The organism is Arachnia propionica, assembly GCF_037055325.1.
Taxonomy (GTDB): Bacteria; Actinomycetota; Actinomycetes; order Propionibacteriales; family Propionibacteriaceae; genus Arachnia.
The window spans coordinates 1,172,546-1,185,047 of sequence record NZ_CP146373.1; the positions used below are offsets into that span (position 1 = coordinate 1,172,546).

Sequence of the window (12,502 nt, forward strand, 5' to 3'; positions counted from 1 at the left end):
ACCACCCTTCCCGCCAAAAACGCCAGCGCTACAGCGCAAGCACACGACCAGAAGGCAAGCGAACCAATCCGGGGAGGGCCCAGGGCAGGAGCCCTCGCAGGAGTTCATCCGCGCTATCTCCAGTTCACCCCATGGCGGCGAGGGCGAAGGGCAGAACAGCCCTCGCCCCGGCCCGTTTCAGGAGACGTCCCGCGACCGTCATGGTCCACCGCGAATCGACCAGGTCGTCGACGAGCAGTAGCGGCCCGGACAGGGCAGCCAGCGCCACCTCCTGTTGCGGGGTGACGTGGAACCGGGTCCACAGGTCCCGCACCCGGAACGTGCTGTTCGCCCTGGGAAGCGGGGCAGCGCCGGGCGCCAGTCCGAGGGGCCCGAGGACCTGAAGCCGACCGGCCCTGGCCAGTCCTTCCCCCAGGGCGGCGACCAGCCGGGGACGCGACAGGCCGGGAACCCAGGCGACGGCGGCTGGACGCTCGTCCCAGTCCCATTCGCGGAGCACCTGGAGGCACGCCCCGGCCAGCGGCGGCGGCACCTCGGCGTCGACCGGGTTGCCGTCGGTATCAGGTGTGAACAGCTGGCGCAGCGCGTTGCCGTGGCCGAGGTCGGTCAGGCGGGCCACGACGCGGCCGGGTTCGACGCGTTCCGCCAGCGGGATCCGGCCCTTGACGAGCTCGCCGCCCATGACGCCGGTGAAACGATCCAGCCCGGGCGGCCACAGGGTGCGCGGTTCGAGGGCCACCCCCACCCGTTCCAGCGCCGACTGCGCCGCGACCTGCGCCTTGGCCGTCACCCCGGTGGGGTACCACGGCCGGGTACAGGTGTCGCAGCGCCCGCAGGACCTCGAGTGCGGATCGTCCAGTGCCGCCGTCAGGAACTCCATCCGGCACCGGGCGTGACCGAGGGTCTCGTATTCGAGCATGGCCTGCTGCTCCGCGACCCGCGCGGCGGCGATGCGCGAGTAGCGTTCCTCGTCGTAGATCCAGTCCGCGCCGGTCGCCACCCATCCCCCGGCGCGGTTCTCCACGGCACCGTCGACCGCCAGCACCTTCAGCAGCAGCTCCAGGGCACCGCGACGCAGCTCCACCCGCGACTCCAGGGCCGGCACGGTCAGCGGCACGTCCGAGGCCGCCAGGACCTCCAGCACCGATGCGGCCCGCTGCCGGGTGGGCATGGCGTTGGTGGCGAAGTACCGCCAGATCTCCTGGTCCTCGCTACCCGGGAGCAGCAGCACGTCGGCGGAATCGGTGGCGCGGCCCGCGCGTCCCACCTGCTGGTAGTAGGTCACCGGGGAACTCGGGGCGCCGAGGTGGACCACGAACCCGAGATCGGGCTTGTCGAATCCCATCCCCAGCGCCGAGGTGGCCACCAGGGCCTTCACCTCGTTGGCGAGCAGGGCCTGCTCGGCCGCGACCCGCTCGGGCAGGTCCGTGCGACCCGTGTACGGCAGGACCCGGTGCCCGGCGGCCACCAGAGCCGCCGCGGTGTCCTCGGCGTTCGCGACGGTCAGGCAGTAGACGATGCCGCTGCCGGGCAGCGAACCGAGATGCTCGACCAGCCACGCCAGCCGCCGCGCCGACGAACCCAGCTCCAGCACCCCGAGCCGCAGGGAGTCGCGCGCCAGGGCCCCGCGCAGCGTGAACACCTCGCGCCCGCCGACGGCCAGCTGCTCGGCGACGTCGGTGACCACTCGCTGATTGGCCGTCGCGGTGGTGGCCAGCACCGGGACCCGGTCCGGCAGCTCCCGGACCAGAGAACGGATCCGCCGGTAGTCGGGACGGAAGTCGTGGCCCCAGTCACTGATGCAGTGGGCCTCGTCGATCACCACGAGACCCGCCCGCGCGAGCAGATGAGGCAGCTGGGTGTCCCGGAATCGGGGGTTGACCAGGCGTTCCGGGGAGACCAGGAGGACGTCGAGGAGGTCCTGTTCGATGGCCTCGGCGATCTCCTCCCAGTCGGTGACGTTCGACGAGTTGATGGTGGCGGCCCGTACCCCGGCGCGCCCGGCGGCCTCCACCTGGTTGCGCATCAACGCCAGCAGCGGGGAGACGATCAGCGCGGGACCGGCGCCCGCTCGGCGTTGCAGCAGCGCGGCTATGAAGTAGACCGCCGATTTTCCCCAGCCGGTGCGCTGCACCACCAGGGCCCGCCGGTGATGGACGACGAGGGCCTCGATGGCCTCGTACTGCCCGTCGTGGAAGACCGCGTCCTCACGTCCCGTGAATTTCCGCAGCAATTCGCACGCCAAGGTGCGTGTTCCGTCCTGCTCGGCGACCCGGTTCTGCTCCATGCACGAAGCCTGCCACGGACCACCGACATTTCCGCGGGGACGTTCAGGCCCGGAGTTTCTCGTGGATGGCGGCGACGAAACGGTCGAGGGCCCCATCGGCGAGATCGACGAACGTGGCCGGTTCGAAAAGCTCCGCCTCCAGGAGCAGCGGATGGCTTCCCGGCGGGGTCACCACGTCGATGCGCGCGTACAGCGGGGTGCTGGCGTCCTCACCCCAGCCCCTGGCCTCCGCGATCGCGGCGATCGCCTTCAAGGCCCTGTTCCCGAGCTCCACCTCGTCGCCGGTCGGGGCGACCGGCCGGATGTCCTCGGTGTACCTGCCGCCGAGGTAACCACCCCCGTGTTTGAGGATCGCGCACTTCTGGATGGTGTGGGAGTGGTGCGCATTGAAGAACAACAGGCCGTGTTCGGCATTGTCCTGGATGGCATCGATCGCGGGCTGCACGAGCACCACCTTGCCCACCTCCAGGATGCGCCCACACAGTTCCAGGGCCGCGGGGTCGGTGGCGGCGAACAGCCCGGTGCTCTGTGATCCGAGGGAGATGTTCGGTTTGACCACGACGTTCCCGCCGCCGTGTCTAGCCAGCGCCTCGCGGCACTGTTCGAGGTTCTCGCAGAAGGTGGTGGGGACGACCTCGACCCCGTGTTCGGCGAGTTCCCGCAGGTAGCGTTTGTCCAGGTTCCACCGGATCAGGTCGGGGCTGTTGATCAGGCGCACCCGGGTCTCGGCGCGCCCCAGCCAGTCCATGAACTCCTCCGTGCGTTCCGCATAGTCCCAGGGGGAACGGAAGATGGCTGCGTCGTAGACCGACCAGTCCCTGGGCTCGTGCCAGACGGCGATCTCGGAGTCCACCCCACTGGCGTTCAGGGCGTCATTGAGGGGCCCGGTGTCGAGGTGTGCCTCGTCCTTCAGGGCCTGCTGGTCGGTGCTTATCAGCGCAACTCGTTTCATGAATCTCCTTCTTCCGGGGCAGCACGCCCACCGCCAGATGCTATCCGGCGGGCACCCCACACGGCCGGGCCGACCTGATTCCTCGAGATCGATGAATCTTGAACCAAATCTTGTACACCCGGTGTCACATTTTTTGTACATCGAATGTACAATTCCTGACATGAGTCGTTACCGGTCCCGGGGGCTCGAAGCCGTCTGGCGCCAGGGAAGTCCTCATCAGATCATCGTTCTGGAAGGAAGACGAGCCATCGGGAAGACCCGCCTCGTACGCCATCTCCAGGCCGAGAAACGCTATTCCTCGTACCAGACTCTCCTGGATCCCCTCACCCGGGAACTCGCCCTCACCGACACCAATGGTTGGCTGAGATCGCTCCCTAGGCCCGCGATCATCGACGAAGCACAGCTGGCCCCCGAGCTCCCGCTCGCCCTGAAACGCTTCGTCGATGGCCTCGGTCCGGATCATCACTTCCTCCTGACGGGTTCCGCAGCGCTCGGCCGGGGTTCCTTCGGAGGCTCGGATCCGCTGGCCGGTCGTATCGCCCGCCAGCGGCTGCATCCCTTCACGGGATTCGAGCTGGCGAGTCCCGAAAATCCCGCTCCTTCGCTGGTGGACCGGCTCTTCGACGCTCCCCTCGACCCTCACGAAACCCAACCCTGCGATCGGAAAGAAGTCGCATCCGTTCTTGCCACGGGCGGGACACCGACGCTGGTCCTGAACACCCCGCCCCGTCCCGCGGATGAACTGGCCTCCCTCGTCCATGCCGACGTGTTGGCTTTGCTCGGGGATCGGCTCCTACCCGATGAGAACTTCGACGTTCTGCGCGCGGGAAGAGTTCTCGACGCCTTCCTGCGGCTGCCCGGAGGGCTGCTGAAGGTCAACCGGCTGGGTGAGGAACTGGCGCTCGACCGTCGAACCGTCGAACGCTACCTGAGCATTCTGGAACGCCGTTTCCTGATCGCACAACTGCCCAATTTTCGCGCCGGGGCCTCATCGGCAACGCGATCCCACCCGAAGATTCACGCCACTGACACGGCACTGGCGGTCGAATCCCTGACCCGGTGCGGAAGGAATCCCGCACTTCATCCGGAGCTGTTCGGGCAGGTCCTGGAATCCTGGGTGTGGCAACAGGTGGCGGCTGACAGCACATGGAGCAGGACCCGGCCCAGCATCGGTTTCTGGCGCGACGCGTCCACGCAGGCCGAGGTGGACGTCGTACTCACGGACTCGCAAGGCCGAAACGTCGGTCTCGAGGTGAAGGCCAGTAGCTCCTTGGGGCTGCGGGACATCAAGGGGTTGGCCGCGTTCGCGGCGCGCAACGGACTGCATCGCGGGTTCGTGATCCATCTCGGTTCCGAACTCCACCAGATCAAAGAGAACATCTGGGCGCTACCCCTGGCCCTGCTGCGTTCCCCCGATGCGTGGCCCGGAACCTCCCAGCCCCATGCCTTGGTTCCCAAGGAGGCGCACGAAGCGATCCTGAGCACGGAGGATGATGCCTATCTGGCTGGACTACCGAACCGGTTCATCGCGGAGGTGGAAGAGGCATACCGGTTCCTCACCGGGGAGGACATGCCTGGCTCTCCCCGGTTGCTCTTCGCATCCGCACGCACCGCCCGCGCCCCCGAAACCGACGTCATCGCGATACCCCTTGTCCCACCCGATCTTCTTCCCGGGTTTCCTCCCCACTGGGAGGACTCGATGTCCACGTACCTCGAACGGGGCGGGGTGCCGTTGGCCGACCTGAGAATTGACGACAGGGACTTCACGCTATCGGCGCGAATCGCCGCGATGCTGCTCCGGGAAGCGGCCCGGTGATCACGAACCCAGGTCGGAGAGCAGATCCTCGAGGAGTTCTTCCTCGTAGGCGGTGCAGCCCTCCGGCATCCGCCAGGTGAACGCTCCGGGCAGCCGGTCCCGGAGCTGATTCACGATCCGCCAGCCAACGACGTCCCCATCGGCCCGCACGTGACAGCGGACGTCGCCGAGGCCCAGCAGCAGCTCCCAGGCGGCCTGACTGGGAAGCCCGAAGGTACAGACCAGCGGCCGGGACGCCGCGCCGTGGCGGTCCGCGGCGGCCTCCAGGACGGTCGGGTTCTCGCAGACGAAAACCTCCGCGCCCCGGCCAGCCCCCAGGCGCCCCGGAACGACCGCAGGGTCAACCACACCGGTTCCCCCGGGGCCGCGTGGCAAAGCCGCACCGCCGGGGCGTTCCCGGTCAGGGGCAGGTTCAGCACCAGCACCTGCGCCGAGACCGCGTCGCAGATCACCCCCGCACCCGCCCAGGCCGCCGACCACAACTGCGCATCCTCCAGCGGATCGCGGTAGCTCCCGCCCTCGGTGACGGCCCGACGCAACTCAAGCGACCTGACGCAGGCCCGTCCCAACGGCGTCGAACGGTCCAGGGCGTGCGGGTCCCGGAACAGGGCGGCGGCCAGTTCCGCTAGCAGGCGGGCCGGTCCTGGCAGCCGTGCCCAGGCCAGCAGATAGCCGGGCACGCTCACAGCAGTTGGTCCTGCCTCTCAGGCGCCCCGAGCGCCGGGGTTTCAATGGTCTCCAGCTGGCCGCCCGCCCACAGTTCCAGCACCAGATCGGCCCCGGGCATGGGGGCCGGTGCTCTGACCACCTGGTAGATGGCTGCGACGGGAACGGCGGCGACGTTGACGATCCTCCCCGGTCCGACCAGCAGCACGTCGAGGTCGAACTCCCTGAACAACTTCATCACGGTGGCGCGGTTGGCAGCGTCGAGTCCGTCGAAGGCCTCGTCCAGCCACAGCGGCCGAGGCCCGGACGGCACCTCCTCGTACATCGCAGCGAGAGTGGCCACGAGCGGCATCATCAACATCACAACCCGCGCCCCGCCGGAAAGTTCCGCATAACCCCGGCTGGTCAGCGGGCCCCACCTCCCGGAACCTCGACGATGTTCCAGGTGGATGTCGTACCAGCTCCGGTAGTCCAGCCGCTCCGCCAGGCCACTTCGCCAGTCAGCCAGCCCCGCCCCCTGGGCCTCCCGTTTGACCTCGTCGACCCGGGCCCTGAGGAACTCCCTGACACGCTCCTCCACCTCGGGATTGCCCCAGCTGGAACCTCCGACGCCCTCCAGCACCTGCCGGGTGGCGGCATCCTTCGGTTCGAGGACAATTCTGAGGGCGGTGCGGTCGGTGCGGGTGGCGTGTGCCTCCAATACCTTGTTGATGCGCCCGACGAGGGCCTGGGTGGCGCCTATTCGGTCCCGCAGGTGATCCATAAAGGTGGAACCGAGCAGCTGCCCGAGCGTGTCCTGCACCCGCTGGTCATAGTTCAGGGCCAGTTCCTCCTGAATGGCCCGCAGCCTCACGAGGGCCTCCGTGAGGGGCTGTCCGGTACCGTGTACATCGACCACAACAGTGACCCTCGGCAGGTCGTCGACCTCGTCGATGCGAAGACTGCGCCCACCCATCTCGAGTTCCCCGCGAGCCTCGCTGGCGCCGGTGTGTAGCCTCCGCCAGGCGTTCTGAACCGCCTGGTCGGCATGGTCCGGGTCCTCACTCCAGTTGCGGACAATGACCTGCTGGCTGACGAACCGAACCTGAGCCCGCATCTGCACAATCGCCGTCGAATCCGGTTCGGGCAGCTCCAGGCCGAGTTCCTCCGCCAGACCGGCATCAACGAGTCGCCGGAACCAGGCAAAGGCCCGATCACGTTCAGCAGTGACCGTCCCCCGTTCCCGCTCGGCCGCCGCCAGGGCCTCCTCGGCCTTGCCCACCCGGGCGGCCAGCTGGAGCAGTTCCCGCCCCAGCCCAGCGGCCTGCGAGGCAACCTCGGCAGCCCGAACCTGCAGCATCTCCAGTTCCCGGACGATCTCCTGATCGTCGAATCCGATGGCCTTCTCGAGGGCCAGCACCCTGGACGTGGCCGATCTCAGTCGTTCCTCGGCAGCACGCGCCTCGGCACCAGCCTCGTCCCGGTATCTCTCCCCCTCCGCCGCCGCGGCGACCGCTGTCTGCCATACATCTCGAGCCAGCACTTCCCGTTCCCGGGCGTGACGCAGGACCCCCAGCGCGTTCTCGATCCGACGCAGGGCATCCTGCACCTCCATCAGTTCGACTTCCCGAACCGGCAGGTGGTGTTGTGCGGCGAAAGTCAACAGATTCGCCCGCCTGGCGTCCGCCTCCGCCCGCAGCCCTCGGGCTCGGGCTTCGTGCTGCCCCGCCATTTCCTCGGCGGCGACCGCCAGGGTTTCAGCGGTTGCAGCGTCCCGGAGCAGTCCGAAGAGTTCCCGGTCGTCGGGGGCCGATGCCATCGCCCTGTGCAGGGAGGCCAGCTCAGCAGCCGCCCAACTGGCCTCGGCCTCACGGCCCGTCGCCTCGGTGAGGGCCTCCTCCCGGGCGCGGGTCAACTCGGCCCTGCGCCTGGCCCGGCCGGCCTCCCGGGCCTCCTCCCCCAGGTACTCGGCGTTGCCATTGGGGCAGCTGGCACGCCCCGTCATGGAACCGTTACACCAGCGCCCATCGAGAGCAATCGCGAGCCCGCTTCCCGGCAGCTCCTCTCCCGAATCGACCAGATGGACACCCGCCAGCAGCGCCTCGACCTGCTCGTTCCATGGGCCGGGAACGGCCCCCAGCACCTCCCCAATGCCTCGTTCGACAGGTTCCCCGGCGACAGCCAGGACATCATCGGCGACGACCCCCTCATCGCTCACCCAGGCATCCAACAACCCTGACGCAGCGAGCGCAGCCTCGACGGCGGCCAATTCATGTCCCGGAAGGCCCTCACGCGGGTTCACAAGCCGCCAGAGGGGTGCTCCGCCGTCGGGGCGCACACGCCGTGTCCACAGCGCAGGCGGCTGCGGTTCCGCAACCCCGGCCTGCCCCAATCCCCCGATGCGCTCGTCCAGTTCACCGATGCGTTGCCTGGCAAGCCGGCCCTGCATCTCGGAGTCCTGCAACCTCGCCTGGACCGGGGCGCACGCGGGTTCGAACCATTCCTCCCTGATGCGTTCCCTGAGCGGTCGCTGCGGGGTCCTGCCGTCGGGAAGGGCAGCCTGCCAGGCCTCGACATCTGCGTCGCCTCCGAGCTCCTCCGCCCAGATGTCGAGCCCTGCCGCCAGCGAATCGCGTTCCCGCTCGGCGGCCTCCCACGCGGTGTCGCGCCGTTCCTCAGCCTCGATGCTTCGTTGTCGGGTCTCCGCTGCGACGTCCTCCGCGCGGCTGGCCTCCTGATCGGCCAGGACCGCCTCTCCCAGGAGCTGCTGGACGCGCTTCACGTCGCGCTGTCTGTCGCTCACCCGCTGCTCCGTCAGCACCGGATCGAAGTCGACGACATCCACCCCCGCTTCTCGCGCTGCGTAGCGGACATCGGCGAGACGCTGCGAGGCCTCCCGGCGCCGGATTTCGAGAGCGGCCTCTGCGGATTCCCGAGCATCCCCCGACCGGCGTGCCGACGCATCAGCTGCCTCGGCACGCCGATTGGCCTCCGCGGATACCCGTCCCATCATCTCCGCGACGGCGCGGGCGTGCGTCAGACGGGTCAGCCTTCCCTGCGCGTCCTGGTAGCGGCTGGAGGCCCGCAGCTCCTCGGCCGCCACCCGGGCACCCTCACCTGCAAGTTCCAGGGAGCGGCGTTCCTCCTCCACCACGGCCCGTCGTGCCTTCGCCTCCCCGAGTTCCCGGCGCGCATCCCGTTCCCTGCGGGTGACGTCATCGAAGGCGGTGATCGCGAATCTGCTCCTGTCCGCGGCCCTCCGCAGCACCGCCCGCACCCAGGGCCGCCAGGAGCTCACAGTGAACCCCTCCACCACATCGACGGCCTCCGCCGCACGATCCAGGTCGGCACGAATCTCGTCCAGCTGATCCCAGCCATCAGCGAGCTGATTGATCTCGGAGCGATCGAGCTCTGGTAGGGCGTCGTGCAGACGATCGCTGATGAAGCGCACCTGGAGCTGCTCACCCAGTTTCGGGGTGCGGGTGACCCGCAGCAGCCTTCCCACCGCCTCCAGTTTTTCGGCGGTGCTGCCCAGCAGCTGGGAGGCCACTTCGCGGCGGTACGCTGCTGCGCTCTGATGCCTGGTGAATCCCTCGGCGGTCACCTCCTTAGGTAGCACCACGCGGCGGGCAACCAGCAGGTCGCAGCCCCCACGCACCCGTGCCCCACCGGAGAGGGTGCACCAGTGGAGGCGCATGTCAGCGGCAGCGCTACGGGCCTCCGCGAACAGCAACGTGGTGAAAAACTCCTCGCCCTGTTCGGTGCGGCGCCCGTACTCCACCCACAGCCAGCCGTGGTGGGTAGAAGCGGTGGCCTCGCGGCGATCGGCATCACGTCCGCTGGGTTCGACGTAGTAGCGGAACGTCTTCCCGGAACGACCCAGCGTGTCGATGTTGCTGGATGCGACATCCGCGAGCCAAGGGATGAGGGTCGTCAGCGCCATCAGTGACGACTTGCCGGTCTCGTTGCTGCCCATGAGCTGCACCCAGCCGTCCGCGTACCAGTACTCGGTGGTCTCGAACTCCCACAGGTTCACCACGCCCGCGCGCAGCGCCTGCCAGCGATCGGCCCTGACGGGGCTGGGTAGTTGACCCGCGACCATGGCGTCGCGCCACGACTTCAGGTGCTCGTCGTCAAACATCACTCCTCCTCGCCCGAGGTCAGTTCAGCGTCGCGGTACCGTCCCACGGCCGGGGTGAGGATCCAGTCCCCGCCCTCCACCTTGAGCAGGCCGAGTTCGCTCAGCCGCCCGGCCACTGCGTCGCGGATCACCGTGGGGGATTCCCTCAGGGCCACCGTGAGTTGTTTCTCCTTGCCGCGGTGGATGTCGACCGCGGCGGCCAGCACCCGGTCGGCAGAAACCCGATGGAACCCTGTCGCCCCCGGGCACAGCGCATCGATCATGGCCAGTGCCACCCAGTCCAGGGTGGTGGCGTCGGGGAAACCGCACACCAGCCCCTCGGGTAGTTCCCGAGAGGCCGGCATCACCAGTATGAGGGCGTCGCTGCGCACCTCGACCCGACCACCTGTCAGCTCTTCGGCCCGCTCCACCACACGGCTGCGCTGCCGGTTCAGGTAGTCGCGGTGGGATTCGGACAGCTCCTCCGGGTAGAGGGCCTGACACTCCACCAACATCCGCAGCAGTTCCTGCTCCCGAACATCCTGGCTACTGTCGATCCTGCGGGCCAAGGCCAGGTCGACATCATCGGTATCCACCAACAGCATCAGGGCGTCCCGGTGCAACAGATAGCCCGCACCGATCCCGGACCCGGTGCGTTCCCAGTCGTTCTGCAGCGTCCCGGAGGTGCGCTCCTCGAGCACCCCGTGGGTGGTGAGCATGCGAACGGCGGCGAGTAGCCGCTGACGGTCTGAGCGACGATTCGGGTCGTAGGGCCAACCATCGTTGATCTGTGCTAGCCGTGCCACGTCATCGGAGAGTTCCTGAAGGGTCAGCGAATCCCCGGTGCTGGCCTCCAGGCAACTGGCGGCGTACAAGACCAGGACCAGCTGACCACGAGGCGGCGGTGTTGTCGCGGGTAGGGCCACCCGGCCTTCGATGGATGGCCTGCGCAGCCGGTAGCAGCGGTTGATCCCCACCAGGAGATAACCCACCCGTTTGACCCAGACGCTGAGGGTGGTGGCGTGACGATGCACGAGCATGTGCAGTTCGGGATGCCGCCACGGTGTGACGAGAGGGTTCGCCATCAAACCGGTGAAAGCGGCCTGAATCTCGGCATGGTCGTTGCCCAGCATCACGATGTGAACTCCACCAGGGCGTCTGCCAGCACCAGTCGTCCCTCTTCGGTCCAGCAGACCGCAGACCTGGGAGGGTGAACAGGGGTCAGTGTCATGGTGAATCTGCCATCAGCAGTGGTGCCCATCCCGTTCGCCTCACGGGCCGAGGCGAGTAGGTCCAGAAAGAGACGACTCTCACCTGCCGTCAGGGCTGCCCAATCGCTGAGGCGCGTTCCGGAACGGGAAACCAGGCGATGTTCGGCCTCCTGGAGTTCAGCCTGCTCGTGGGCGGCGGCCGCGCGGGCCAGTTCCCTGGCCTTAGACCGGTCCGCCACGCGAGGTGCCCTGCCGGACAGGGAACGCCGCCCCTGGGAACGCAGTCGCTTTGAGACAGGCACGGGAGGCGCATCCCACACGCTGGGAACACCCGGTACCTCCGGGGCCTCCAGGGCCAGGTGGCGGGCGGAATAGAGCCCCGTACCGGTTGCAAAAACCCGCCACGCCGCCGCGTCATCCTCGGCCCGGGCAACCGCATCAGCCAGCCGAGACAGCTCGGCTGCCCGGGAAACAGTTCCTCCGACCGCGAGCAGCGCCTGGTGTCCTCGAAGAACCGGGGTGACGGCATCGCGCATCTGGCGCCGAAGCCGGGTGGCCTGCGGCAGTTCGCCGCTGAACCAGCGTTCCAGGACGGCGACGATGCCCGACAGCTGGTTGGTTGCGCGGGCTACCGTCTCCGGGTTGATCTCGGCGCCGAGACGCTGCAGGGTCAGGGCCCGCCAGGTGTCGGAGCCGATGTCCTTCAGATCCGGCAAGCAGGCCGTGATGCGTCCAGACCAGGCATCCACCCCAGCACCCCAGGCATCGACATAGGCGAGGATGGTTTCCAGCAGGCGTGTGATACGGGCCTGATCGGGAATCCCACCGAGCGCCGCTGCCATCCGGGACTGCCACTGGTTGGCCTCCCGCGCCATGGCGTCCAGGGTGGTCTCGACCACAGAGAACTCCCGGGATGCGTCGCCGAGGCGCTCCCCCGCCAGCGCGTCAAGGGCAGCCCGGAGCCGATCAGCCAACACTGCCGGGGCCAACAGCACCGCCGTGGACCCGGCTCCAAGGTCCTCCTCGATGGCCCTGACAACTTGATTGAGGGCCGCCCCGGCCTCGGTGAGCTGGTAGCGGTAGCGATTCCGAAGGAATTCCTCCTCAGTGGTGGCCCGGTCCTGCCAGGCCTCGCAGGTCCCCCAGGAGACCAGCGATGCCAAGCGGTCGGAGAGGTTGAGGTCCTCCATCAACTCTGCCGCTGTCTCCTGCGGAAGCCGGGCGCGGATCAGATCGGCCAGCTCGTCGTGTCCCACCCCGGTCAGTGACACTTCCTGTCGCGCAGCCAACACGTCCACGATGAGCCGGTACTGGCGAGCATGGGAACCGATGAGATAGCTGGCGGCGCGGATCTCTCCGGGGGTAGCGAACAGGTCCCAGGACGACAGTTCCCCTGATCGCGCTTCGGTCACGAGCCCACCCTACCCAGCTATCCTCTTAAGGAACGGCAATGGCCCCCGGAGTTCCCGGG

Annotated in this window: 7 protein-coding genes and 1 pseudogene; 1 reads left to right on the forward strand and 7 read right to left on the reverse strand. The window is 68.2% G+C overall.

Annotated elements, in window-relative coordinates:
* Positions 1–124 precede the first annotated feature (124 nt).
* Both V7R84_RS05500 and V7R84_RS05505 read right to left on the reverse strand, forming a co-directional pair.
* Positions 125–2,287 (reverse strand): RecQ family ATP-dependent DNA helicase, encoded by a 2,163-nt coding sequence (locus tag V7R84_RS05500; RefSeq protein ID WP_338572887.1) that lies wholly within the window; start codon positions 2,285–2,287, stop codon positions 125–127.
* A 43-nt stretch (positions 2,288–2,330) separates the two neighbouring features.
* Positions 2,331–3,239: a hypothetical protein gene (locus V7R84_RS05505; RefSeq protein ID WP_338572889.1), complete on the reverse strand. Its 909-nt coding sequence runs from the start codon at positions 3,237–3,239 to the stop codon at positions 2,331–2,333.
* Between the two features lie 160 nt (positions 3,240–3,399).
* On the opposite strand from V7R84_RS05505, the gene V7R84_RS05510 reads away from it, so the two are divergent.
* On the forward strand, positions 3,400–5,055 hold the full coding sequence (locus V7R84_RS05510) for an ATP-binding protein (RefSeq protein WP_338572891.1): 1,656 nt from the start codon (positions 3,400–3,402) through the stop codon (positions 5,053–5,055).
* Here V7R84_RS05510 and V7R84_RS05515 read toward each other — a convergent pair whose 3' ends face one another.
* The 5 genes and pseudogenes from V7R84_RS05515 to V7R84_RS05530 all read right to left on the reverse strand — a co-directional run bounded on the left by V7R84_RS05515 (position 5,056) and on the right by V7R84_RS05530 (position 12,443).
* Positions 5,056–5,535, reverse strand: coding sequence for a DUF2399 domain-containing protein (locus V7R84_RS05515; RefSeq protein ID WP_338572893.1), 480 nt, complete (start codon positions 5,533–5,535; stop codon positions 5,056–5,058).
* Positions 5,520–5,741, reverse strand: a pseudogene (locus V7R84_RS15430) (TIGR02679 domain-containing protein); the annotation flags it as partial. The pseudogene V7R84_RS15430 and the gene V7R84_RS05515, both read right to left, overlap by 16 nt.
* A complete protein-coding gene (locus tag V7R84_RS05520; protein ID WP_338572896.1) occupies positions 5,738–9,841 on the reverse strand; it encodes an SbcC/MukB-like Walker B domain-containing protein in 4,104 nt (1,367 codons plus the stop codon). The gene V7R84_RS05520 and the pseudogene V7R84_RS15430, both read right to left, overlap by 4 nt.
* Positions 9,841–10,953, reverse strand: coding sequence for a TIGR02678 family protein (locus tag V7R84_RS05525; protein WP_338573840.1), 1,113 nt, complete (start codon positions 10,951–10,953; stop codon positions 9,841–9,843). The genes V7R84_RS05520 and V7R84_RS05525 overlap by 1 nt, the downstream gene beginning before the upstream one ends.
* Positions 10,953–12,443, reverse strand: coding sequence for a DUF2397 domain-containing protein (locus V7R84_RS05530; protein WP_338572898.1), 1,491 nt, complete (start codon positions 12,441–12,443; stop codon positions 10,953–10,955). The genes V7R84_RS05525 and V7R84_RS05530 overlap by 1 nt, the downstream gene beginning before the upstream one ends.
* Positions 12,444–12,502 lie beyond the last annotated feature (59 nt).